Origin of the sequence: Streptomyces sp. CRCS-T-1 (assembly GCF_024442335.1) — a bacterium.
GTDB lineage: Bacteria > Actinomycetota > Actinomycetes > Streptomycetales > Streptomycetaceae > Streptomyces > Streptomyces koelreuteriae.
The window spans coordinates 2,146,885-2,171,052 of the sequence record NZ_CP101651.1 but is presented as its reverse complement, the minus strand read 5'-3'; the positions used below and the strand labels follow the sequence as shown (position 1 = coordinate 2,171,052).

Annotated in this window: 17 protein-coding genes; 5 read left to right on the top strand and 12 right to left on the bottom strand. The window is 72.9% G+C overall.

Annotation, left to right across the window (positions count from 1 at the left end; all coding sequences use genetic code 11):
- Positions 1-42: 42 nt before the first annotated feature.
- The 7 genes from NNW99_RS09440 to NNW99_RS09410 all read right to left on the bottom strand — a co-directional run bounded on the left by NNW99_RS09440 (position 43) and on the right by NNW99_RS09410 (position 9,247).
- Positions 43-1,950, bottom strand: a complete 1,908-nt coding sequence (locus NNW99_RS09440; protein WP_215118262.1) for a VgrG-related protein — start codon at positions 1,948-1,950, stop codon at positions 43-45.
- Positions 1,950-2,675: a LysM peptidoglycan-binding domain-containing protein gene (locus NNW99_RS09435; protein ID WP_215118261.1), complete on the bottom strand. Its 726-nt coding sequence runs from the start codon at positions 2,673-2,675 to the stop codon at positions 1,950-1,952. Before NNW99_RS09435 ends, NNW99_RS09440 begins: the two co-directional genes overlap by 1 nt.
- A 17-nt stretch (positions 2,676-2,692) precedes the next feature.
- A complete protein-coding gene (locus tag NNW99_RS09430; protein ID WP_215118260.1) occupies positions 2,693-3,115 on the bottom strand; it encodes a phage tail protein in 423 nt (140 codons plus the stop codon).
- 3,345 nt (positions 3,116-6,460) lie between these two features.
- Positions 6,461-6,619, bottom strand: a complete 159-nt coding sequence (locus NNW99_RS09425) for a DUF6760 family protein (protein ID WP_215118258.1) — start codon at positions 6,617-6,619, stop codon at positions 6,461-6,463.
- Complete coding sequence (locus NNW99_RS09420; protein ID WP_215118257.1) at positions 6,616-7,155, bottom strand: hypothetical protein; 540 nt, start codon at positions 7,153-7,155, stop codon at positions 6,616-6,618. The genes NNW99_RS09425 and NNW99_RS09420 overlap by 4 nt, the downstream gene beginning before the upstream one ends.
- Positions 7,155-7,598 (bottom strand): phage tail protein, encoded by a 444-nt coding sequence (locus NNW99_RS09415; protein WP_215118256.1) that lies wholly within the window; start codon positions 7,596-7,598, stop codon positions 7,155-7,157. Before NNW99_RS09415 ends, NNW99_RS09420 begins: the two co-directional genes overlap by 1 nt.
- 56 nt (positions 7,599-7,654) lie before the next feature.
- Entirely contained in the window at positions 7,655-9,247 is a 1,593-nt protein-coding gene (locus NNW99_RS09410; protein ID WP_215118255.1) for a phage tail sheath subtilisin-like domain-containing protein, read from the bottom strand.
- A 254-nt stretch (positions 9,248-9,501) separates the two neighbouring features.
- On the opposite strand from NNW99_RS09410, the gene NNW99_RS09405 reads away from it, so the two are divergent.
- Complete coding sequence (locus NNW99_RS09405; protein ID WP_251057751.1) at positions 9,502-11,100, top strand: DUF4157 domain-containing protein; 1,599 nt, start codon at positions 9,502-9,504, stop codon at positions 11,098-11,100.
- Positions 11,101-11,185: 85 nt separating this feature from the next.
- The gene (locus NNW99_RS09400) at positions 11,186-12,592 is read left to right on the top strand and encodes an RICIN domain-containing protein (protein WP_215118254.1); all 1,407 of its coding nucleotides are present in this window, start codon (positions 11,186-11,188) and stop codon (positions 12,590-12,592) included.
- 15 nt (positions 12,593-12,607) lie between these two features.
- Here NNW99_RS09400 and NNW99_RS09395 read toward each other — a convergent pair whose 3' ends face one another.
- The 3 genes from NNW99_RS09395 to NNW99_RS09385 all read right to left on the bottom strand — a co-directional run bounded on the left by NNW99_RS09395 (position 12,608) and on the right by NNW99_RS09385 (position 16,123).
- The gene (locus tag NNW99_RS09395; protein ID WP_215118253.1) at positions 12,608-14,611 is read right to left on the bottom strand and encodes an ATP-binding protein; all 2,004 of its coding nucleotides are present in this window, start codon (positions 14,609-14,611) and stop codon (positions 12,608-12,610) included.
- Entirely contained in the window at positions 14,608-15,309 is a 702-nt protein-coding gene (locus tag NNW99_RS09390) for a DUF4255 domain-containing protein (RefSeq protein ID WP_215118252.1), read from the bottom strand. Before NNW99_RS09390 ends, NNW99_RS09395 begins: the two co-directional genes overlap by 4 nt.
- A gap of 145 nt (positions 15,310-15,454) precedes the next feature.
- Entirely contained in the window at positions 15,455-16,123 is a 669-nt protein-coding gene (locus tag NNW99_RS09385) for a LuxR C-terminal-related transcriptional regulator (protein ID WP_215118251.1), read from the bottom strand.
- Positions 16,124-16,987: 864 nt separating this feature from the next.
- On the opposite strand from NNW99_RS09385, the gene NNW99_RS09380 reads away from it, so the two are divergent.
- Positions 16,988-19,792 carry an AAA family ATPase gene (locus NNW99_RS09380; protein WP_215118250.1) on the top strand — a complete coding sequence of 935 codons (2,805 nt, stop codon included), beginning with the start codon at positions 16,988-16,990 and terminating at the stop codon, positions 19,790-19,792.
- A 125-nt stretch (positions 19,793-19,917) separates the two neighbouring features.
- The gene (locus tag NNW99_RS09375; protein ID WP_215118249.1) at positions 19,918-21,564 is read left to right on the top strand and encodes an RNA polymerase sigma factor; all 1,647 of its coding nucleotides are present in this window, start codon (positions 19,918-19,920) and stop codon (positions 21,562-21,564) included.
- On the opposite strand, the gene NNW99_RS09370 is transcribed toward NNW99_RS09375, so the two are convergent.
- Together NNW99_RS09370 and NNW99_RS09365 are read right to left on the bottom strand one after the other, a co-directional pair.
- On the bottom strand, positions 21,509-22,237 hold the full coding sequence (locus tag NNW99_RS09370) for a glycerophosphodiester phosphodiesterase (RefSeq protein ID WP_215118248.1): 729 nt from the start codon (positions 22,235-22,237) through the stop codon (positions 21,509-21,511). The two genes, NNW99_RS09375 and NNW99_RS09370, sit on opposite strands and share 56 nt — an antisense overlap.
- Positions 22,234-23,295, bottom strand: coding sequence for an adenosine deaminase (locus tag NNW99_RS09365; protein ID WP_215118247.1), 1,062 nt, complete (start codon positions 23,293-23,295; stop codon positions 22,234-22,236). The genes NNW99_RS09370 and NNW99_RS09365 overlap by 4 nt, the downstream gene beginning before the upstream one ends.
- A gap of 214 nt (positions 23,296-23,509) precedes the next feature.
- On the opposite strand from NNW99_RS09365, the gene NNW99_RS09360 reads away from it, so the two are divergent.
- A complete protein-coding gene (locus tag NNW99_RS09360; RefSeq protein WP_215118246.1) occupies positions 23,510-24,151 on the top strand; it encodes a DUF4190 domain-containing protein in 642 nt (213 codons plus the stop codon).
- Positions 24,152-24,168 lie beyond the last annotated feature (17 nt).

Genomic DNA, 24,168 nt, shown 5'->3' with positions numbered 1-24,168 from the left:
CTTTCGGAGAACGTCTCTTCCGGCAGCCTTCTGCGGAATCGGTCATGGGATCGGCATCGGCACGGGAATGGTGGTGACGCCGAACACCTTCGAACCGATGAGGGTGGTCGGGGACTTGATCGTCGTGTTGGCGAGCGAGTTGATCTGCACGGTGCCGACGCCGGTGAGGTTCGCGACGCCCTTGGCGTCCAGGTTCAGGGCGCCCAGCGCGTTCACGCTGATCGCTCCGGCGGCCCGCATGTTGACCACCCCGCCGCCCTGGATGGTGAGCGGACCGCCGCTCTTGAGGGTCAGGCTGCGCCGGGCGCTGAGCAGGAGATCGGTGCCGGCCTCCACCGACACCGACCGGCTGCCCTTGATGGTGACCGACCCCTTGCTGTCCACGACGATCTCGGTCTTCGTCCGGTCCAGATTGATGACCAGCTGCTTGTCGCCGGAGGTCAGCCGGACCCCCTGTTTGCGCAGGCCGGTCTTCTGGCTGAGCAGGTCCATCCGGTTGCCGTCCCGGTCCGAGACGGTGTGCCGGCTCGCCTTCTTGCGCACGGTGTCGTGCAGCGGCACGTCGTTCACGGGCGTCGGCTTGTCCTTGCCGTTGTAGAGCCCGCCGATGACGAAGGGATGGTCGAGGGCGCCCCGGTCGAACGCCACGAGCACCTCGTCGTTGACGTCCATGGGGAAGATGCCCCCGCCGCCGAGGCCGCCCCACTGCACGGTCCGCGTCCAGTCGCTGACATAACTGTCGTCCAGCCAGGGGAACTGCAACCGCACCCGGCCCTGCTTGAGCGGGTCGTTCACATCGGTGACCAGCGCGTTGGCCACGCTCGGCAGCCGCGGCGCGCTCTCGGCGCCCCCGGAGGCCAGCCCGTACAGCGACCGCCACTGCCGCCCGCTGACCGTCACCCACGCCTCGTAGTGCCTGCCGTCGCCGAACACATGCCGTACGGACGTCGCCGTGTACTTGCCCTCGAAGGGCTCCCCGACGTCCGACAGCGTCACCGGAACCCCCGGGCGCAGCTTGGGATTTCCGCGGGCGACGACCTCCATCTCGGCGAACGAGGAGGTGAGGTCGTCGGCGAGGGCGTCGGCGGCGAACTTCACCTCGTTCTGCCGGTCGTACGGTGTGCTCGTCTCGACGAGCGTGGCCGGCTTGAACTTGCCGGCCGCCGCGCCGGGTGTCGTGCCGATGCCGATGCCCGGGTTGTCGATGGCGGGCGCGGTCGCCGTCAGCCTCTTCTTCGTCGTGACGTCCCAGCCCCGCGACTCGACCTTGCCGACCTGGTCGGCGGCGGTGACGGCGGACCGCAGCCGCAGGATGTCGTGCCCGGCCTGGAGCACGAACGGGCTCCGGTCGCCGTCGGTCTGCGGCGAGGGCGCCCCGGACGACGGCTTCGGCTTCACGAACTGGAACTTGCCGTCCGCGTCGACGGACATCACCATCTCGTTCTCGTCGGCGAGCCGGGCGAGGAAGTCCCAGTCGGTGACGTTGGACTGGCTGATGAAGTCGTACACCGTCTTCGTCGACTGCACCCGCCCCACCGGCACCCCGCCCTGCGCGGCGAGCTTGCGCGCGATGTCCGACGCGCTCTGGTTGCGGTAGGCGGCCACCCGGCGGCGGCGCAGCAGACGGTGCCCGAGGTCGTAGCCGCGGATCACGGTGAAGGTGCCCGTGCCGTCGTAGTCGGCCTCCAGGCCGGTGACCTCGCCGGTCAGCAGCGGGTCGGCGGCGCCCTGCCCGTCGGACACCGGCGCGATGACCACCGGCGTGCCGAAGGTGACCTTCAGATCGCGCAGCAGGACCCGGTAGGGGTCCCGGAACGTCAGCCGGAACGCGGCCGGCACCCCGGCGCCCTGGTCGACATGGCTGTCGACCAGCGCCCGGGCGAACTCCTGCGGCAGCTTGGCGCCCCCGAGCTTCACCTCGACGACATTGGAGAACGCGGACTGCACCATTACGGACGTACCTCCTCGGCGGCGGGCAGCACCAGTTCCGCACCGGCCCGCAGCCGGGACGGGTCGTCGATGCCGTTGGCCTCGGCGATCGAGCGCCAGGCGGCGGCGTTGCCGTACTCCCGCCAGGCCAGCGACTGCAGGGAGTCGCCCGCCACGACCCGGTGCACGCGCTGCGCGGTGAGCGCGCCCGACGTCGGGTTCTGCCTCTTGGTCTTGCTGGGGATCTCGTGCAGCTGGAGCCGGCAGGTGGCGCGGATGGGCACGCCCGTCGTGCCGAAGAGGGAGTACGTCGCCTCCACCGAGCTCACGTACGCCGTGAACCGGGCCGTGGAGAACGACCCCCACTGGAACACCACCCAGGGCGGCGACGGCTGCTTCGCCGCGATGCTGGCGTTGGTCACCTCGCAGCAGGCGAGCAGCGACTCCACCTTCTTCAGCACGGTGTTGCCGGTCGGCTTGGCGGAGGAGTCCAGGAAGATCTCCACGCCCATCTCCCGCGCCTCTGCGCCCATGAACTCCGGCAGGGCGCCGTCCCGTTCGATCTGCGCGGGCGTCGACTTCCACTGGGCGCGGCGGGTCAGGGACAGCTGCGCGGGATTGAAGTCGAAGCCGAAGGTCTTGATGATCCCGCCGGGCGTGGTGCTCTTGCCGACGGGCGGTTCGTGGATCGCGAGCGTCGCCCTGACGAGGCTCTTTCCCGCGCCCTTGCTGCTGGCTCGTGCCATGTCTCTGTCCCGCCCCTTCAGTCAGTGAACCCGTGGTGCGTGATCTCCAGGACCTCGGTCGCCACGGCCGGGTTGGCCGGGTCCAGGCTGGGACCGCTCCAGCTCACCGGCAGTACGTCGATCAGCCCCCAGCGGGCCACCTCGGAGCCGTCCGCGCGCAGCGCGGCGATCTGGGCGGTGGGCCGCTTGATGCCCGTCTGCACGGACGAGATCCACTTGGCCACTTTCGTGGTGTCCGGGGTGAGCGGGCGGGTCAGCCGGATGGTGGAGAAGGTGACACGGGTGGGCAGCTGCCAGACGAACCCGTTGTTGCCGCCCTCCTGGCGCTGCTCGACCTCCACCTGGGACGACAGCCCTTCGCATCCGTTGAAGTAGCCGAGGCTCTCACCGTCGATGCTGAGGGTGAACCAGATCGTGGAGCCCGGGTCCTGGCGGGACATCGAGGGCCTTTCTGTGTCAGTGGCGGGGGTCGCGGAGTCTGCCGATCCGCTCGCGGTCCATGCGGAGTTCTGTGCGGATCAGCCGGGTGATGCGGCCGATGAGGCGGTGGACCAGTTCGTCGAGCTGGAAGTCGGTGAGGTCCCGGGGGTCGAAGCCGCCGTTCGGGACCTCTGCGTAGGGGGGTGGGGCGGAGGGGGCGGGCTCGGCGGAGTACGGGGGTGGGGGGTTTCGGGGTGGAGCGGGGGCGGGTGCGGGTGCGGGCGGTGTGTACGGGGGTGGTGCGGCGGTCCGGGGGTCTGGGCGGTGCGGGGGGTGAGGCTGTTGGCGATGGTGGCGGCCGCGGCGGATGCGAGGGCGCCGGTGGTGTTCATGGGGGCGGTTTCGGTGGTCTTCTTCGGCTTCTTCCAGAAGCGTTGGACCACGGGGAGGGGGGTGGTGGCGGATGGGGTGGTGGGGGTGCTGGTGGCCGGGGGTGTGGGGGCCTTGCTTGCCGGGGCGCCGAGTGGGGAGCGGCGGGGGGTGGTCGGGGTGGTGGGCGTGGTGGTTGTGGCGGGGAAGGGTGGGGCCGGCTGTGGGGTGATCGGGGCGCCGAGGCCCAGGTGGGGGGTGTGGCGTGTGGTGACTGGGGGCTGTGTGGGGCCGGGGGCCTTGGTGTGAGGGAGTGCCGCTCGCTGAACGGTGGGGGGTGACGGTGGGGTGGCGGTTGTTCTGGCGGCGGGTGATGCGGGTGATGCGGGTGTGGGTGGCGCAGGTGGTGTGGTTCGGGTGGCGTGGGGTGGCTGTGGTGCGGGGGGCGTGGGGGACGGCGTGATGTTGGTGGGTGCGGGGGCGGACCTGTCGGCGGGCGGCCGTGGTGGTGCGGTGGGGGAGGTGGTCCGGCTGGTGTGGGCCGGGGTTGGGGCCGGGGCTGGAGCGGTCTGTTGGCGTTGGACCGTTGGGGCCGGGCTGGGGCTGGTGCTTGTGCTGGTGCGGGCAGGTGTGGGGCGCGCCGGAGCGGGGGTGGCTGGCGTCGGTGTGGGTGCGGTGGTGTTGATGCCTGGCTGTGTGCGTGGGGGCAGGGCGGGGGTGCTCGACGGCGGTGTGGGGGCGGTGGGTGTTGCGGCGCCGTTGCCGGGCTGGGGGCGTGGCGGTCGGGCGGGGGCGGTCTGTTGGCGTTGGACCGTCGGGGCCGGGCTGGTGCGGGCAAGCGGGTGGGGCGGCGGGGCGGCGGGATTGGCTGTCGGCGGTGTGGGGCCGCTGGTGGGTGTGGCGGGGGCGGGGGCGATCTCGCCGGTGGGTGGGGTGGTGCTGGTGCTGGTGCCGGGCTGCGGGCGTGGGGCGGGGGTGCCCGTCGGGTGGCTGTCGCGGGCGGGTGTCGGTGTGGTGTTGCCGGTGCGTGGCGTCGTAGCGGCGTTGCCCGGCTGCGTGGGTCGCGTGGCCGAGGTGTGAGCCGGGCCCGTGCCCTTGGGGGTGGCCGGCCGTCGTTGGACTGGCGGCGTCGGTGTTGCCGCCGCGTCGGTCGTGCTGTGCGCGGACTTGCCTTCCGCTCTGCCGGACAGGGTGGGTCCTTGCGCCCCGGCCGGTCCTGACGGCGGCGTCACCGCACCCGGCCGGGGCTGCGTGGGGGCTGTCTGCGCAGCCGGGCTGTTCGTCGTAGGGCTTGTGACGGTCGTCGGGCCTGACGGGAGAGCGTGGGCGCGTTCGGCAGTGTCCGGGGTGTGAACTGCCGTCTGGCTGGTGCCGGTTGGCATCTTGGAGGTGGCGTCCGCTGTGGGCGGCAGGGGCGACGGGGTGTCGCTGTGGCCCGTATCGGTAGGGCTGGTGACTGTCTGTGGAGCATGGGCGGCCCGGTTGATGCCGGTCGGCGTCTTGAAGGTGGCGTCCGCTCCGGGCGGCCGTGTCGACGGGGTGTCGCTGTGGCCCGTATCGGAAGAGCTGGTGACAGCCCGCTGCACAGAGGCAGAGGGCGTGGATTCAGGTGTGTGGACTCGCGCCTGACTGCCGCCGGTTGACGCGTTGGACGTGGCGGCTGCCGCAGGTCGCCGCGTCGACGGGAGCGTCCGTCGCTGAACCGGGGCCGCTCCTGCCTGTGTCTTCGTCAGGGAGTTGGGCCGGGACGGTCGGCTGCTTGCCGGTACGGGCTTCACGCGGAGGCCGGGAACGGGGAGCGGTGCAGGGGCCTCCCCCTGGGCGGGTGGGGGTATCGGGGACACCACGGGTACCCCCGTGGCCGGCAGTGACCTGCCGCCCGAAGGAGTGGAGCGGTCCGTACCCAGCCGCTGGCGGACGGGCGTGTGTGGCCCGGCAGCCTGTGCGCTCCCGCCGGTCCCCGCGCTTGCGGCAGGCCCCGGGAGCATGCCGGCTTCCACCCCGCCGTCGGCACGTTCCGAGCCGCCGGGGATGTCTGAGGACCCGAGACTCCTGGAGGCCTCAGGAGTCTCCGAGGCCGGGGCACTTTTCGACCCCCTTGCACTCTTCGAAGTCTTGGGAGCCGTCGAGCCCCCGTGGCTCCTCGAAGCCTTGGGGGCCTCCGGGGCCGTGGCGCTCTTCGGAGGCTCGGGAGTCGTCGCGGCTTCGGGGTTCTTCGAGGCCGTGGGAGTCCCTGAAGAGTGGGGAATCTTCGGGCTCTCAGCACTCTTGGAGGCCCTGGCACGCTTCGAAGCCCTGGGAGTGCTTGAGGCTCTCGGCGCCTTCGACCGCCGGGCACCCTTCGGAGTCACAGGAGTTCCCGAGCCCTCGGACACCATGGAACCCCGGGCAACCTCCGAGTCCCCCGACGTTCCGGCCATACCTCCAGCCCCGGGGGCACCCGCACCGGTACTGCCACCGGAACCTGGGACGGCGCCACCGGCCCCCGCACCCGCACCCGCACGGGCCCCGCCACCCCCGACCCCTCTCCCAGGAATCTCCCGCAACGGCACCGCCGGTGCCCGCTGCACCACCGGCTCCGGGCCGGTCAACGGCAAAGTCCCCGTGGGGCGTTCGAGGCCGAACACCGGTCGGCCCGTCGTCGGGTGGTGTGAGAGGTCGCCGAGCAGCGTCTGCGACTGCCCGTTCAGGATCGCGGGCGACGCCGTGCCCGAGAACGACGGGTTCTGCCACGTCGGCAGGCGCCCGCCGAACCCGGCGTCCGCGACCCCGGCCTCCTGCCCGGAAGCCAGGGTCCGCTGGATCGACGGCAGCCTCGACCAGGCGGCGCGCACCACAGGCCCGGCACCCACAGGCCCGGCACCCGCAGGCGCCGCACCCGCACCCGTACTCGCGGAACCACCGTCCACCGGAACCGGCACCGATACCGGCACCGCCTCAGCGGCAGCGCCCCCGTCGTCCCGTCGTCCCCGCAACCGGTCCAGGAACCCCATGTCTCAGTCCTCCGCCCCGGCGCGCGTGACCAGGGACGCGATCTCGGCCGTGTAGCGGCGGCGGTCGCGGTGTTCCAGGTTCAGGATCTCGTCCATGCTCCAGTGGAAGTGGTAGGCGACGTACGCGATCTCCTCGTGCAGCCGGTCGGTCGCGTACGTCACGATTCCCCCAGGCGGCTCCCGCCGAGTTCGACCTCGAAGGGCTCCGCGCAGTGCGGGCACTCCACGGCCGCGCGGGTGTGGCCCTCCGCGTTGATCTGGCGGTAGAAGTCCTGGAGGAAGGCGAGGTCCGAGGCGAACATGTTCTCCACGGTCCCGTCGTGCACGTTCGGCAGCGTGCCGAGCCGGGTGATGACCCGGCCCAGCAGCACCACCGACAGGAACGCCGGGTTCTCCTGCACCCGCACGTCCCGCAGCGGCACGAGTTCGTCCCGGGCCGTCGACAGGCGCATCACACCGTCGCGGTGGACGGTGCCCGACTCGTCGACGTACCCGCGGGGGAGCTGGAAGGGGAACTCCGTGCGCAGTTCGTGCTGTTGCAGCGGCGGGGCCTGCTCCGGGACCGGGGCGGCGGGAGGAGCCTGCATCGGCCCTGGCCCCGGTCCAGGTCCAGGTCCCGGGCCGGGTCCCACCGACCCCGCCGCGTCGGCGCCCGCGTGCGTGACCGCGCCGCCGGCCCTGGCAGCCGTACGCCGCATTACTCGATGTCCAGTTCTTCGAACACGATGGTGACGGTCTCGGTGAGCGCCGACGCCTCGCCCGCCTTCACGGTGCTCGTGTCGATCTTGCTGCACCACGCGTTGCGCATGTTGTAGCGCTTCACCGGGTTGCTCTGGTAATCCATCATGATGATGGACGCGTTCTTGCGGGCCGTGCTCATCTGGCCGGTGATCGACTGGTTGATCCACTCGGTGAACGCGGCCGACTGGGTCATACCGCGGACGACCGTGCAGGTCCCGTTCTTCTTCACGCCCGGCAGGTTCACGACCTTGTTCTGGCCGTTCATCGTGTTCTGCTGGTACGTGATGACGTCCTGCTCCATGGACAGGCCGCTGACCTCGGCGAGGTACTCGACCATGACGCCGTCGATCTGCAGCCCGAAATTGTGTGAGGTGAGGGAGTCACCCGGCGAAAGGCTCATGTGCTGTTCGCAGTCCTTCTAGGGGGTCTTGGTGGATGGCGGACGCGCGGCCGGGGCTACTCCTCCAGTTCCCCGCCGCCGCTGGAGAACTGGGCCAGCCTGAAGATCACGAACTCGGCGGGCTTCACCGGGGCGATGCCGATCTCGCAGATCACGCGGCCGACGTCGACCGACTCCGGCGGGTTCGTCTCCTCGTCGCACTTGACGTAGTACGCCTCCTCGGGACGCCGGCCGAACAGGGCGCCGTCGCGCCACTCGTTGACCAGGAACGCCGAGATGTTGCGCCGGATCCGGGCCCACAGATTGTGGTCGTTCGGCTCGAACACCACCCACTGGGTGCCGATCAGGATCGACTCCTCCAGGTAGTTGAAGTACCGGCGGATGTTGAGGTAGCGCCAGGCCGGGTCGGAGGAGAGGGTGCGGGCGCCCCAGACGCGGATGCCGCGGCCGGGGAAGGCGCGGATGCAGTTGACGCCGATCGGGTTGAGCAGGTCCTGCTCGCCGCGGGTGATCTGCAGTTCGAGGTCGACGGCGCCGCGCACGACCTCGTTGGCGGGGGCCTTGTGGACGCCGCGCTCGGAGTCGTTGCGGGCCCAGATGCCGGCGACATGGCCGCTCGGCGGGACCAGCCGGGAGTGGCCGGTGGCCGGGTCGAAGGTCTTGATCCAGGGGTAGTACAGGGCCGCGTACTTGGAGTCGTAGCCGGCGGTCTCCTGGCGCCAGACCCGGATCTGGCGGGCGTTCATGCCCGGCGGCGGGTCGATCACGGCGACCCGGTCGCCCATCAGCTCGCAGTGCGCGATCAGCCCGAGCTGGACCGCCTTGACGGCCTCCAGGTCGATCGCGCCGCGCTGGTAGGCGGCCATCAGGTCGGGGACGGCGACCATGGAGACCTCGTCGACGGCCTCCAGGCCACCGAAGCCGGTGCGGTCGGCGGAGTCGCCGAGGTACTGGGCCGGACCCGGGTGCGCGGCGTCCGGGTGGCTGTCGGAGGCGGCGGGGGGCGCGGGCGCCGGGGCCGCGAGGGCCACCGTCTGGTTGTCCGGGCGGGCCAGCTGCGCGGCCGGCGCGGCCTCGGTGACGGCGATGAGCTTGGAGCGCTCCTTGACCTGTGTGACGACGTAGTTGCGGCCGCCCTTCTTGGCGGTCACGTCGAACGTCTCGACCGGCTTGTCGCCGTCCTTGACGATCAGCTTGAACCGCTCGGCGGGGCCCTCGCCCTCGGGGTCCGCGACCTCGACGCTCAGTTCGCCCTGCGCCACCGCGGTGACGGCGAAGGTGCCGAGCTGCTTCGGCTCGCCCGCGGGCAGCGCGGCGGGGGCGCCGCCGGAACGGCCGGTGACGGCGGCGGGACCCTGGCCGGCCTCGGCGGGAACGCCCTCGGCGGAGCCTCCCACGCGCACGACGTACGCGGCGGAACCGCCGTTGTTGAAGAAGCCGTAGACGGAGTGCGCGAGGTAGTACCCGTCGGTGAACTCACCGAAGGCCGCCACGTACTGCGTCCAGTTGGTGACCAGTGTCGGCTCGTTCAGCGGTCCGGTCGGCGCGAGTCCGACGAAGGCCGCCACCGACGTCCCCACCCCCTCGATCGGGCGCGAGCCGCTGGCCACCTCCTCGACGTAGACGCCGGGCGACAGGTAGGACGGCATGCTCTGCTCTCCTCGGGGTACGAGACACGAACAGCCCTCACCCTCGCGCGCGCCGGACCGGCGCGGGAACGGCCTCCGGTGCCGAAGCGGGGGCAATCCGGTTGCCCGCAAGGGCAGTCACCGAGGTGCCCCGGCCCTCGTCACGCGCGCCCTGCCCTCATCTCTGCCCTCCCGGCCCTCCCGTTCCACCTCAACGGCGGGTGAGACTTGCGGGTCAGCCGTCCAGTGGCGAGTCGAGTGTCGAGGAGAACGCCGTGCACGCACACGGAACAGGGGGCAAACGGGCCGCCGGCCGGGACGATCGCGGCGCCGACGCGCCCGGCGTGCCGGTGCACCCGATGCTCGCGCTCCAGCGCATGGCCGGCAACGCCGCCGTGGCCCGGACCGTGGCGGAGGAGCGCCACGAGCACGACGCGCACTGCGGGCACACCCCCTCCGTGCAGCGCCGCGCCCTGGTGCACGACGTGCTGAACACCCCGGGACAGCGCATGGACTCCGGGCTGCGGACCGAGATGGAGGCCCGTTTCGGCGGCGCCGACTTCAGCGGCGTACGCGTCCACAAGGGGCCGCTGGCCCAGGAGTCGGCGGCGGAGCTGGGCGCGAAGGCGTACACCTCCGGGACCCACATCGTCGAGGGCGCGCCGCTGACCAAGGAGGACTGGGCTCACGAACTCACCCACTTCCAGGACCAGATGGCCGGCCCCGTCCCCGGCACGGACACCGGCGCCGGAGTCAAGATGTCCGACGTCGGCGACGCGGGCGAGCGGCACGCGGTGGACAACGCCCGGCGGGTGATGAACGGGCCGGTGCCCGCCGTCCAGCCGGTCCCGGCGGAGGGCGCGGCGCAGCCGGCCGCGAACACACCGGCCGCGGGGGCGGCGGTCCAGCGGACCGTGTGGACATTCGACCAGGGCGCCAGCGTCCAGGACGAACGCGAACGACCGCACTACCGGTGGCGGAGCGAAGGCGGCTCCGGCGCCCTCAAGACCTCCGCCGAGCTGGGCCTCGACCCCGGGCGGAAGCCCCACCCGGGTGACACCTACGACGACGACAGCCGGCAGCTCCACAGCAGCGAGAACGTCGCGTTCTCCACCAAGGGCCGGATCCCCGAGAAGGACCTCGCCCGGCGCAGGACACAGACCAGCCGCGCGGTGGCCGAGGCCAAACACCGCATCGCCACGGCGCTGAAGATGCTCAAGGACGCCAATGGCGCGCCCGCGGGCCCGCTGCTGGCCGGCCTGCAGTCGGGCTTCCCCGTGTTCCGGACCGCCCCTCCCGGGCAGCTCGCCCCCTTCCTGCCGCGGATCGCCGAGATCGTCCAGCGCATCCACGACGGACTGAACGCGCAGGGCGCGAAGATCGCCCTGGTCGGCAGCGGGGTGCCGGGCGTGCCCGGCAACGCCACCGCCTGGGTCGACGGGAACCTGTCGGAGAACATGGCGGGTCTGATGGGCCTCGGCCACGACAAGACGAGCGAGGAACTGCCGCCCCTGACGGAGCGCTCGGGCCCGATCCACCTGCTGGAGCCGGGCCAGATCGCGTGGTACATCGTCCACGAGGCCACGCACCGGTTCGCCGGAACGCTCGACTACCAGTACAGCCCGTACTTCGAGGAGGTGCAGGAGGACGAGTTCACGGCCTCGGCGGATCCCGAGGTGGCGGCCGCGATGGAGCCCGCCATGCTCGACCGGCGCAAGGTGCGCGATCCGAAGGAGTTCAACGGCAAGGACGAGCAGACGTACCTGGGCAAGCAGTCCAACTGGTACGCCCTGGGCCGGCGCGCCCTCATGAACGCCGACTCCTACGCCCAGTTCATCCTGACGGCGACCGGAGCGCCCATGCCCCGGACCTGACGGCCCGCACCCTGGCCCGTTCGGCCCTCCCATCGTGCCCTTTCGCTTCCTGACGGGCCGTGGACACCCCGGCTAGCGTCGCGACGTGAGCCTGTGGACATCTCTGGAACCCGCCTCCGCGACCGTCGACCCGGGCAGCAGCACGCGCGTGCGCCTGCGCCTGCGCAACACCGGTGATGTCGTCGACGAGTACCGCTTCGAACCGGTCGGCCCCGTCGCCCCCTGGACGACCGTGGAGCCGGCGTCCCTGCGCCTCTACCCCGGCACGACCGGCACGGTGGAGCTGACGTTCGCGCCACCGCGTACGCCGGACGCCACGGCGGGCCCGAACCCCTACGCGGTGCGGATCACCCCGACCGAGCACCCCGAGGCGACGACCGTCCCCGAGGGGAACCTGACCATCACGCCGTTCACCGAGGTGCGGGCGGAGCTGGTGCCGCCCACGGTCAAGGGGCGGTTCCGGGGACGGCCCCGGCTCGCCGTCGACAACGTGGGCAACACCAAGCTGACCGCGTCCCTCAGCGGCAGCGACAACGGCGACGAACTGTCGTACGACATCCACCCGGCCAATGTGCAGATCGAGCCGGGCCGGGCGGCGTTCGTCAAGACCACCCTGAAGCCCAAGAACATCATCTGGTTCGGGTCGAAGGAGCAGCGGCCCTACACCCTCGCCGTGCAGCGGTCCGGTGCCACGGCGATGCCCGTGGAGGGCACGTTCGTCCAGCGCGGGTTCCTGCCCGGCTGGCTCGCGACCGTCTTCGGGATCCTGTTCGCCCTCGCGTTCACGTTCCTCATGCTGTGGCTCGCCTACAAGCCCTCGGTCACCACCAAGGCCGACGCGTCGCCCGTCGGCGCCGGCAGCACCCTTGCGCCGTCCCCGACACCCACCCCGTCCCTGACCTCGGCGCCGCCCCCGTCGCCGACGCCGCAGGAACAGGAGTCGCAGGCCGGTGCGGGGCAGGGCGGCGGCGGGGGTGCCGCGGCGCCGCCGCCCGCCAAGAAGAAGCCCAAGCCCGTGGTGCCCGCGATGAACGTCCTGCTGTACAACCCCACCACCAAGAAGTGCGCGGCCGCCCCCGAGAACAAGGCCGACGCACCGGTCAAGCAGTTCACCTGCGACGAGACCGGGCAGGACAACCAGCGGTGGAACCTCGAGGTGAAGTACGAGAACAAGGGACCGGGCGGGCACGCGCTCTTCCAGATCCGCAACGTCAAGGACCAGCTCTGCGTGGACCTGCCGTACTACGGGGCGGCCCCCGTGCCGTCCGGGATCACCGAGTACACCTGCGACGGCACGATGAAGGACAACCAGCTCTGGTGGATCGACAAGCAGGAGAGCGGCGCCTACTGGATCCGCAACTACGCCAGCAACAACAAGTGCCTGGACGTGTCCGGCTACAGCACCGGCGGTGACGACAGCACCCTCACCCTGTTCCACTGCTCCAACACGGACGACCAGGAGTGGAAGATCGTGCAGCCCTCGGACGGCTGACGGACCGGCCGGCCGCTACCAGGTGCCTTCCCCCGGCACCAGGCGGCCGGCCTTGCGGTACTCACGGCGGGCGCCCTCCAGGAGGTCGTCCGCCGTGACCGTGTCCCCGCGCCCGGCGGCCAGGTACGCGGCGGTCACCACCGCACTGCGGATGGAGCCGCCCGCCAGCTCGAAGCCGTCCGCCACCGCCTCGAACGCGATGCCGTCCGCGCACGGCACGTGCGCGAGGCTGTGCCGCCACAGCGCGAGACGCTGCCCGGCGTCCGGGAAGGGGAAGTCGACGATCAGGTCCAGGCGCCGGGTGAACGCCTCGTCGATGTTGGCGCGCAGATTGGTGGTGAGCAGCGCGATGCCGTCGAAGGACTCCAGCCGCTGGAGCAGATAGGCGCTCTCCAGGTTGGCGTACCGGTCGTGCGCGTCCTTCACCTCGGACCGCTTGCCGAAGACGGCGTCGGCCTCGTCGAAGAGGAGTACCGCGTCGGTGCGGTCGGCCTCGGTGAAGATGCGTTCCAGGTTCTTCTCGGTCTCGCCGACGTACTTGTCGACGACGGACGACAGCTGGACGACGTAGAGATCGAGTCCGAGGTCGGCGGCGACGACCTCCGCCGAGAGTGTCTTGCCGGTGCCGGACTCGCCCGCGAACAGGCCGAGGACGCCCCGGCCCCGGCCGCCGCCCGCGCTGAGCCGCCAGTCGCCGAGGACCCGGTCGCGGTGGCGGGCGCGCAGGGCGAGTTCCCGGAGCTGGGTCAGGGGCCCGTCGGGCAGGACGAGGTCCCGCCAGTCCACGTCGGGCCGGATCCGGCGGGCATGCTGCTCCAGCCCGGAGGCCGACTGCTGCCGGGCGGCGAGGCGCAGATGGGCGGGGGAGAGCGGGGTGCCGTCGAAGTCGGCGAGGCTCCGGGCCGCGCGGGCGGCACGCGTGATGTGGTCACCGGCCAGGTGGTACGGGGCGACGGTGGCGGCCAGGTCGAAGCCGGGTTCCCCGCCGAGGGCGGCCGACCAGGCGTCCACCGCACCGGCGCGCTGTGCGGGCGCCTCCAGGACGAGAGGATCCTCGTCGCACCACCGGGGGTCGTACGGGCGGGCCCCGGTCACCAGCACGGGGACATCGACCGCAGCGGCCAACTCCCGCAGCAGCGAAGCCGGTTGCTCCGGCAGCACCGTGACGACGACCGCCCGGTCACTCAGCCGGGCCTCCCGCAGCAGGTCCGGGACGCGCTCCTCGGGCCCGGTGAACCGCACGGCCGGGACGCCCGCGGCGCGCAGGGCGGCGGTGACGCAGGGCAGCCCGTCGCCCTCGCGGCGCTCACGCAGATACACGGTGAGCGGCGTCCCGGAGACCAGCCGCTCGGCGAGCCGGTGGGTGAGCCGCGCGGCTTCGTCGTCCTGGGCGAGCAGGCCCGTACCCGGCTCCGGTGCGGGCAGTTCCCCCAGGTGCCCGGCGAGTGACGCGTCGGGGGTGTCGTCCCCGAGCAGGTGGGACACGAGCCGGTCCGGTACGCGCAACGCCCGGCTGAGGAAGGGGCGTTCGGGCTCCTCCACGGTGAGGAGACCGAGCGCGCAGAGCGGGGCCGTGGGATGCAGCCGGGCCCGTCCCTCGGCCAGATGGACGGGGACGCCGCACAGGTCGAGGGCGAGCGCGACGGTGGCCCGCCGGCGGCTGACGTCGTCGTTGAGGTAGCCGTACAGCGGCTCGAAGCCGCGGTCCAGGTCGGGGGCGAGGGCGATGAGGAGCAGCGCGGTGTCGAGCTCGGTCAGACGGAGCCGGGCGGAGAGGCGGGCCAGCCGGTCATCGGGCGGCGCCCCGAGCCCGGGGCCGGTGAGCGGCGACGGCTCGGCCGGGCGCAGCAGATGCCGTACGGCCTCCTCCGACAGGTACAGGCCGCGCAGTGGATCGCCGGCCGTGGGGTCGCCCGCGGAGCGGTGCTCCACCAGCAGGGCGACCCTCTCCCGCAGTTCGGCGAGGCGGGAGAGGAGCGCGAGGGCGGAGGGCTCGGTATCGGGGGTCTGCGTGGTCATGTCGCGCGGTTCAGTCCCAGGTTCCCTCGTGCGGCCTTCCTGGCTTTCCTGGCCTCCCGGGTCTCCTGGGCCGCCGCCACCTGCCGTGCGCTGTGCGCGCGTTCCTCCGTGCGCGGCTGGGTGTCGTCCATGGTGCGGACCCGGACCGCGACGCCCTCGGTGACGGGTGGACCGGCGTCGTACTCGGGGTAGGCCGGGAAGGGAGCGGTGATCACCAGGTCGAGGGACGGCTTGAGTTCGCCGCCGAGCGCGGACCAGATCTCCGCGAGGGAGCGCGACTCGGTCTGGGTGCCGGCCACGGACATCGGGATCGTCATGCCCAACGCGCCGAGGGAACCGGGCAGTTCGGAGGGAGCGATCAGCTCGCGCGGGATCAGGGTGGCCAGCACCGCGGACAGCAGCCGGTGTTCGTCCTGGGGCTGTTTCGTCCACGCCGTCACCAGGTACGACAGCCGGAACCAGCGGGGCGGCTGCCGGTGCTTGACGACGAAGTCCCGGTCGTCGTGGATCGGGACATGCCCCCGCTGGCGGCGGGCGACGTCCTCCCGGATGTCGTACAGATAGGCGTTGATCGTGGGCGCGTTGCGGCGGGCGGCCCAGTCACGGGTCGGCGCGTCGAGGGCGACGTCGATGCCGGAACCGGCCAGTGCGCCGCCGCTGAGCAGGCCCTTGAGGACCTCGTCCACCTCGTGGATCACCGATGTGCTCCCGTTCCCGCCCTGCCGTGCTGTGCGCCGCCGTGTCCGATCCTGCCCTCCGCCCCGCCCCTGCCCGCAGGGACGCCGGGGACGGCCGCAGGGCAGAAAGCGCTGCCCGTGGGGGCGAGTTCGGATGCCCGTTCGGTCAGATGTAGCCTTCCCGCAGGGCATGGGCCACGGCGTGTGCCCGGTTACGCAGGTGCAGTCGGGTGGTCAGCCCGTGCATCACGTTCTTGACGGTGCGTTCGGAGTAGGACAGCTTGCTGGCGATCTCACCGGTGTCGAGTCCCTCGGACACCAGCCGCAGTACGTCCACCTCCCGGGGTGTCATCCCCGAGGCCGGAGCGCCGGTACGGCCGGCGGCGCCGCGATGCAGCGTCCCCACCTGGTTGATCAGCCGGCCGAGCAGATCCGCGGGCAGGTCGCCGTCGCCGCGGGCGGCCGCGAGTACGGCCTGCACGAGCCGGGTCGCGGTGGCCTCGCGGCGCCACACGATGGCACCGACCCCGCACTCGATCACATCGAGCAGCTCCGTCTCCCGCAGCGCGGACACCACGAGCACCGCCCGCGCGCCCTCGCTGCGCACCAGCCGGCGCAGCCGGGTCAGGGCCGTGTCGTCGAGCACGTCGTCGATGAGCAGGGCGACCGTGCCCGGTCCGGACTCGGTCTCCTCCCGCAGGTCGATCTCCGGGAACCGGCGCAGCTGGCTGAGCGCTCCCTCGCGCGATATCGGGTCCGTGGCGTGCACCGCCACGGGTATCCGGGTCGCGGGGTCGGCCGTGCCGGGGCGGGTGGTCCGCGATGAGGTGAGCAACCGTTTCCCCTATGTCCACGTACGCGCCACCCCGGTGGGGCCGGTGGCGGATGTGCACTCCTCACCCTTCTGGGGCGGACGGTCCGGTCGCAATCGTGGATCACCACGAGACACACCACGAGATCGACCCACGCGGACCACGGGATCGGGCCGTACCGGCTACGGAATTGCCCGTGCCGGTCACGGAATTGCCCGTGCCGGCCGGGGATCGGCCCGTGCCGACTGCGAAACGGCGCGTGCCGGTCGTGGATCGGCCCGTACTGGCCACGGAATGGCCCGTGCCGACTGCGGATCGGCCCGTACCGGCCATGGAATTGCCCGTGCCGGTCGCGGAATTGCCCGTGCCGGCCGGGGATCGGCCCGTGCCGACTGCGAAACGGCGCGTGCCGGTCGTGGATCGGCCCGTACTGGCCACGGAATGGCCCGTGCCGACTGCGGATCGGCCCGTACCGGCCATGGAATTGCCCGTGCCGGTCACGGAATTGCCCGTGCCGGCCGGGGATCGGCCCGTGCCGACTGCGAAACGGCGCGTGCCGGTCGTGGATCGGCCCGTACCGGCCACGGATCGTCCCGCGCCGACTACGGATCTGCCCGTACCGGCCACGGATCGTCCCGCGCCGACTACGGATCGGCCCGTACCGGCCACGGAATGGCGCGCGCCCACTACGAAACGGCCCGTACCACCCACGGAACTGCCCGCGCCGACCACGAGACCGCAACCGGCCCCGCAACGGCCGTGCCGTGACGGTCCGTTCGGTTCCGTCGGGGCCGGAACTCGCCGCCGTGGCTCTTGTCACGGCACCCGCCCCGGGCGCAGGCCGTCCTCGACGGGGGAAGACGCCACGTCCGACCAGGGAGGCAGGAATGCCCGATCCTCAGCCCGAGCAGTCGGGGCCCGCGCAGCCGGCCGAACACCGGGAGGCCGCCGCCCTGCTGGCGGCCGGTCTCGCACGCGCCCGGTCCGGGACGGGCGGCCTCGTGCTGGTGCGCGGAGCCACCGGCACCGGCCGGACCAGCGTCCTGGAGGCGGCCGCCGAGGCCGCCGCCGCACAAGGCGTGCGGGTGATGCGTGCCCGCTGCTCGCCGGGATACGCGCCCGGGCCCTTCGCCGCCGTGCTCCAGCTCCTCGGACCCCTGCCGGGCTCGGGGCGGTTCGACCCGGCCGGCGACGAACGCGAACAGGGCGCCCTGTTCCGGCATGTGCTGCACTCGTACGCCGCCGAGTCCCCGCTGCTGCTCGCGGTGGACGACGTCCACCTCGCCGACGGCCCCTCCTACCGCTGGCTCGTGGAGGCCGCCCGGCACGTGGACCGATTACCTCTGCCGGTCCTGCTGGCCGTCACCGAACGCGGCCAGTACGACATCGATCCGCCCGACCCGGGCTTCACCCACACCCTCTCTCCCGCCCTCGTCGACACCCACACCCTGTCCCCGCTCACCCCGGACTCGGCGACCGGCCTGGTGCGCGCGGAGCATCCGGACGCCCCGACGGCATGGGTCGAGAGCTGCGTCCGGGCCGGCGCGGGCAGCCCGCTGCTGCTGAGGGCCCTCCTGGACGACCTCGGTGCCTCCGGCGGTTACACGACCGACGCCCCGCTCCCGTACCCCGCCCTTCCCGAGACCTCCGCCGCCCTCTACCAGGGCTCCTACGTGGCCGCCGTGCGGTGGTGGCTGGACAGCGCCGGGAACGGCACGGCGGAGGTGGCCCGGTCCCTCGCCGTGCTGGAGGAGGGATGGGGGCGGGCGGAAGGGGGAGCGGGCGGGGGCGAGGCGCCGGCCGGCCTGCTCGCGGAACTCGCCGGCGCCGACCCGGCCCGGGTGGCGGGCTGGCTCACCGCGATGACCGGGCTCGGCCCGCTGCGCCCCGGCCCGGACGGCCTGCCCCGCTACGCCCATCCGCTGCTCAGGGACGCCGTACTCACCGGCGTCCCCGCCGCCCGGCGGCACGCGGTGCACGAAGCCGCCGCCGAGGCGTTGCTGCAGCGCGGCGCCCCCACCCGGGCGGTGGCACGACACCTGCTGCGCTCCGGCCCCGTGGGCGCCGGCTGGGCCCCGGCCGTGCTGCGGGACGCCGCCTCCCTCGCGCTGCGCGACGGCCGCTCCGAGGACGCCGTCGCGTTCCTGCGCAGGGCCCTGCGGGAGCCGCTGCCCGACGACCACCGGCAGCGGGTGCTGACCGAGCTGGGCTCCCTGGAGTGCGCGGGCCGGGACTCCTCGGCCGGCATCCCCCGGCTCACCGAGGCACTGGGGCTGCACGGCTCACCGCAGGACCGGGTGCGGGCCGCCGTGGCTCTCGGCACCGCGCTGGCGGGACGCGGCCGGGCCGGCGCCGCCGTGGAGGTCCTGCGCACCGTCGACGGCCAGCTCACCGGACACCCCGACCTGGGAAACGCCCTCCAGACCGCGTCCGCCCTGCTCTCCGACCAGGACCAGACGGTCCGCAGCGATGTGTACGGCCGGCTGTCCGAGACCGCCGAGCGTTCACCGGAACTCGTCGGACCGGCGACCCGGGCACTGCTCGTGCGGTACGCGGCCAGCGCCGCACTCGCATCGGCGGACGACGCGATGCGCCAGGTGCGCGCGCTGCTCGCCGAGCCGGCCCATCCGCTGACCGAGCCCTTCCTGCTGGGCACGTCCGCCGCCGTCGCCCAGTGGGCCGACGAACTCGACGAGGCCGACCGCCTCGTGGACCGCGGACTGGCCGGACAGCGCCCCGACCTGCTGCACCCCATGCACGCGGCGCTGCTCAACACACGGGCCGACATCGCCGCCGCGCGCGGCCAGTACACGCTGCTGCCCGCCGAACCGCCCACCCCCGCCCAGGGGCCCTCCAACGTGCACGCCACCACCCTGATCGCACTCGTGGAGACCGGCCGCACCACCGAGGCCAGGCGGCTCGCGGACGGCTTCGATCTGCGTGAGGCGCCCGACAACTGGGAGCTGAACCGCTTCCTGTACGCGCGGGGCGTGCAGCGCGCCGACGCGGGCGACACGGCCGGGGCCCTGCACGACTTCCTGGAGTGCGGCCGCCGCCAGACCGCCCGCGATGTGATCAGCCCGGTCGTCACCCCGTGGCGTTCCGCCGCCGCCGAATGCCGGCTGGCTCTCGGCAGCCCCCAGGAGGCGCTCGCCCTGGCCGAGGAGGAGGTCCGCCTGGCCCGGGTGTGGGGCACGCCCCGCACGGTCGGCCGCGCCCTCAGGGTGCTCGGCACGGTCACCGGCGGCCGCCGGGGCCTCGACCTGGCCGAGGAGGCCGTGGCCCTCCTCGCGGACGGGCCGGCCGCCACGGAGGGGGAGTTGGCGGCCGCGCTCCTCGCACAGGGCCGGCAGCTCACCGCCGCGGGCGAACGCGCCCGCGCCCGGGACTGTCTGCGCGGCGCCGCCGAACGCGCCGAACGCCTGGGCGCGGTGCGGCTGCGGCTCCTCGCGGAGGAGGCCCTGCGCGAGGGCGGGGCCCGCCGCGCCGCCACTGCCCGCACCGGCTCCGGCGCCCTCACCGGAAGCGAGCTGCGCATCGCCCGGCTGGCGGCCGACGGCAGCACGAACGCCGAGATAGCGGGCCTGCTCCACCTCGCCCGGCGCACCGTGGAGACCCATCTGACCAGCACGTACAAGAAGCTGGGCATACGGCGGCGGGGAGAGCTGGGGCGGGCGCTGAGCGGGAACTGAGAAAAGTGTTATCGCCGGCCCTTCACGCCGTCTCCACCCTGTGATCCCCGACATGGCGGGGACCCCGGGACCGCCTGAGAGGGTGCGTGCGGAACATCAGTGACACCAGGCGTCGAGAGGCCACCGTGGACAGTCAGCACTGGCGCGCCACCGTCACGGCGGCGCAGGACGGCGACCGGCGGGCGCTGGACGAGCTGGTCGCGGGCTGGCTGCCGCTGGTCTACAACATCGTGGGCCGGGCCCTGAACGGCCACGCCGACGTCGACGACGTCGTCCAGGAGACCATGCTGCGCGCGGTCGGCAACCTCGGCTCCCTGCGCGACCCGGACAGCTTCCGGTCCTGGCTGGTGGCGATCGCCATGCGGCAGATACGGGACCGCGCGCGCCGCAGGACCCCGGACCGGCTGGAGGAGACGGAGTCCTCCGACTTCGCCGAACTGACCGTGCTGCGACTCCAGTTGGAGGGTCAGCGGCGCGAGGTCGCCGAGGCGGCGCGCTGGCTCGACGACGAGGACCGGCAGTTGCTGTCGCTGTGGTGGCTGGAGGTCGCGGGCGAACTGACCCGGCGCGAACTGGCCGCCGCCGTCGGCATCACCCGGCAGCACGCCGCCGTGCGCGTCCAGCGGATGAAGGAGCGCCTGGAGACCTCGCGCGGCATCGTCCGCGCCCTGGACGGCGCCTGCGCCGACCTGCGCGAGCTGACCGGCCGCTGGAGTGGCCGGCCGGACTCGGTGTGGCGCAAGCGGCTGGCCCGGCACATCCGCGGCTGCGGCTACTGCGGCGGCACCCGCGAGTCCGTCGTACCGGCGGAACGCCTCCTGGTCGGTATGGCGCTCGTCCCGCTGCCCGTCGGGTTCACCCTGTCGCTCGCCTTCGGCGGCAAGACGGCCGTGGCCGCGGGCGCCGCGGGCTCCGTCGGCTGGTCGGCCAAGCTGCTCGGCGCCCTCACCAAGCCGGCCGTCGCGATGACCGCCGGCGCGACCATCGTCGCGGGCGGCGCCTACGTCGTCACCCAGCCGCCGGACGCCCCGCCGCCCCGGGCCGCGGTCACCCCCACGGCGACGGCCACCACCTCCGGCCCCGAGCCCCCGCCGACCTCCGCCCCGCCCGCCCCGCAGCCCTCGCCGACGAAGAAGGCCGACCTCTACGGCACGGTCGTCGACGCCGTGGACCGCGCCCCCGACCCGAACACCCGGCCCGCCGCCCTGCCGCGCCGCCCCGAGCCCGGCATCACCAGCACCGGCGGCCCGAAGGCGGTCATGCAGCACCGGGGCGACAGTGTGACGCTGAGCGGCCGGGGCTATGTCCTGGTCCGCTGGCAGATCTCGCCCAAGTCCCGCCCCGGCGCACTGGTCATGCCCTCCTGGACCGGACTGAAGGGCAAGCTCTTCCACGTGGCGTCCGGCGGCTGGCGCCGGATGGACGACCCGCTGCCCGGCGCCCCGGACGGCTACGCCACCGGCATGGGCGGGCCCGCCATCGGCTACGCCGAACTGCCGTCCGGCACCCAGCAGATGTGGCAGAACGAGTACTTCTACGTCGACGGCACCGTCACCCTCACCCAGAACGAACGGGGCTGCGACTACGGCCTGACCGTCTTCCCCTCGAACCGCCGGGCCGTCGAGGAGGACATCAACGCGGGCCCCGACCGGGGCGCCCTGCGCTACGGGCTCGTCCGCGACACCGGCACGGACAGCGCGCCGGTGCCGCAGTACGTCACCCGCCGGGCCCCGGCCGATCCGGCGACGGTGCCGCAGCGCTCGCGCGTGTAGCGCACAGCACGTCGACGCGGTTGGTCGTGATCGAGTCCACCCCGGCGTCCAGGAGCCGTCGCATGGAGCGTCGGGTGTCGGGCGTCCACACGGACAGCAGATACCCGTCGCGGCGCACCCGCTCGGCGAGGGGCCGGTCCACCAGGGAGAAACGGTAGTTGAGCCAGCGCGGGCGGATCGCCTCCAGCAGGACCGGCCGGGGCGGGGCCAGGGTCGTCCAGGTGAGGGCGATCTCCGCCTCCGGGTCCGCCGCGCGCACGGCGAGCATGGCGTCGGCGCCCGCGCAGTAGTACACGCGCTCCGCCGCCCCGGACTCCCGTACGGCGTCCATGATCCGGCGCACCGCCCGCACACCGGGCGAGCCGGGCAGGTCGATCATCACGCGGTGCCCCTCGGTCGCGGCCAGCGCCTCCGCCAGGGACGGCACCCCGCCCCCGGTCAGTCCGCGTACCTCCTCCCAGGACAGCGCGCGCACCGGCCGCTCCTGCTCCCAGAGCCGCTTCAGCGTCTCGTCGTGCAGCAGCACCGGCACGCCGTCCCGGGTGAGGCGTACGTCGATCTCCACGGCGTCCGCGCCCCGCCGCAGCGCGGAGCGCAGCGAGGCGACGGTGTTCTCGCGGTGCCGGTAGGGGTCGCCCCGGTGTCCGACGGCGAGGGGGACAGGGCTGCTCACCGGTCGAGCCACCCCGCGGTGTACGTGTCGATCTCGCCCTTGATCCGGGCCTTGCCCGCCGCGTCCAGGAAGGACACGTCGACGGCGTTCTTCGCCAGCTCGGCGAGCCCCCGCTCGTCGAGGCCGAGCAGCCTGGCGGCCACCGCGTACTCGTTGTCGAGGTCGGTGCCGAACATCGGCGGGTCGTCGGAGTTGATCGTCACGACGACCCCGGCCTCGACGAAGTCCTTGATGGGGTGCTCGTCGAGGGTGCGGACCGCGCGTGTGGCGATGTTGGAGGTCGGGCACACCTCCAGCGCGATCCGGTGCTCGGCGAGGTGCGCGAGGAGCTTGGGGTCCTGCGCGGAGCTGGTGCCGTGGCCGATGCGCTCGGCCCGCAGATGCGTGAGGGCGTCCCACACCGTCTCCGGTCCGGTCGTCTCGCCCGCGTGCGGTACGGAGTGCAGCCCGGCCGCGATCGCCCGGTCGAAGTACGGCTTGAACTGCGGACGCGGCACACCGACTTCGGGCCCGCCCAGACCGAAGGAGACCAGGCCCTCCGGGCGCAGCCGGTCGTCGGTCGCGAGCCGGGCCGTCTCCTCGGCGGCCTCGAGACCCGCCTCGCCGGGGATGTCGAAGCACCAGCGCAGCACCGTCCCGAACTCGGACTCGGCGGCCTTGCGGGCGTCCTCGATCGCGTCCATGAAGGCACGCTCGTCGATGCCGCGCCGGGTGGAGGAGAACGGCGTGACGGTCAGCTCGGCGTACCGCACCTGCTGCCGGGCCAGGTCACGGGCCACCTCGAAGGTCAGCAGCCGGACGTCCTCCGGGGTGCGGATCAGATCGACGACCGACAGATACACCTCGATGAAATGGGCGAAGTCGGTGAAGGTGAAGTAGTCGACCAGGGCGGCGGGATCGGTCGGCACCTTGGAGTCGGGATGCCGGGCGGCCAGCTCGGCCACGATCCGGGGAGAGGCGGAGCCCACGTGGTGCACATGCAGTTCGGCCTTGGGCAGTTCCGCGATGAACGCCGCGAGGTCGCGCGGGGCATGGGGGTCGACGAGATGCTGGGTCAAGGTTCCTCCCCGGAACGGCGCCCCGGCCGACGCGAGGCCGGCGGGCGCGGGTGATCGGCTGATCGATGACTCGGATTCATCGTATGCGTGGCTGCATCGCCTTTCTTTTCAGGGGCGCGGGGAACTGCGCGATCAACCCCCACGCACCCGCACGACCGCACGCACCGACCCGCCCCGTAGCATGACGGCACGAACGATCCCGGGGGGATACAAGATGACGGACGCGACGCAACCCGACGGCAGCAGCCACGACCCGTGGGCGCCTCCGGAGCACAAGACCTCACTCGACAAGAACCAGACGCCACCGCCGCCGTCCGTGCACGACCAGGCCACGGTCACCTCGATGCCCAGCGCCGGCTTCACCCCGCCCACCGGCACGCCGCAGTACGACAGCACCGGCTCCGGCCCCACGGTCCCGCCCCCGCCGGCGGCGCCCGGCGGCTACGGCTACCCCGGTTACCCCCAGGCGGGCTCCGGTTACCCGCAAAGCGGCGGCTACGGCTGGCCCGGCATGCCCCCGACCCCCCAGAACGGCATGGGCATCGCGGCGATGGTGCTCGGCATCGTCTCCTGCACCCTCTTCTGCCTGTACGGCGTGGTCTCCCTCGTCACCGGCATCCTCGCCGTGGTCTTCGGCCTCAAGGGCCGCAAGCGCGCCGAGGCCGGAGTGGCCACCAACCACGGCCAGGCCCAGGCCGGCCTGATCATGGGCATCATCGGGATCATCCTCGGCATCGTCGTGATCGTCCTGATCGCCGTCGGCATCACGGCCGCGATCAACAGTGACACCTCGTCCGACGACGACCCGTACTACGGCGCCCGCGGCCCCGTCGCCACCGCCCCGTCCCACCGCTGAAACACCCGCCCTCCTCG

Bases quoted from the DNA above. Each gene is read 5' to 3' on its own strand.
- NNW99_RS09440 (WP_215118262.1), bottom strand. From the start codon at position 1,950: ATGGTGCAGTCCGCGTTCTCCAATGTCGTCGAGGTGAAGCTCGGGGGC.
- NNW99_RS09435 (WP_215118261.1), bottom strand. From the start codon at position 2,675: ATGGCACGAGCCAGCAGCAAGGGCGCGGGAAAGAGCCTCGTCAGGGCG.
- NNW99_RS09430 (WP_215118260.1), bottom strand. From the start codon at position 3,115: ATGTCCCGCCAGGACCCGGGCTCCACGATCTGGTTCACCCTCAGCATC.
- NNW99_RS09420 (WP_215118257.1), bottom strand. From the start codon at position 7,155: ATGCGGCGTACGGCTGCCAGGGCCGGCGGCGCGGTCACGCACGCGGGC.
- NNW99_RS09415 (WP_215118256.1), bottom strand. From the start codon at position 7,598: ATGAGCCTTTCGCCGGGTGACTCCCTCACCTCACACAATTTCGGGCTG.
- NNW99_RS09410 (WP_215118255.1), bottom strand. From the start codon at position 9,247: ATGCCGTCCTACCTGTCGCCCGGCGTCTACGTCGAGGAGGTGGCCAGC.
- NNW99_RS09395 (WP_215118253.1), bottom strand. From the start codon at position 14,611: ATGACCACGCAGACCCCCGATACCGAGCCCTCCGCCCTCGCGCTCCTC.
- NNW99_RS09380 (WP_215118250.1), top strand. From the start codon at position 16,988: ATGCCCGATCCTCAGCCCGAGCAGTCGGGGCCCGCGCAGCCGGCCGAA.
- NNW99_RS09360 (WP_215118246.1), top strand. From the start codon at position 23,510: ATGACGGACGCGACGCAACCCGACGGCAGCAGCCACGACCCGTGGGCG.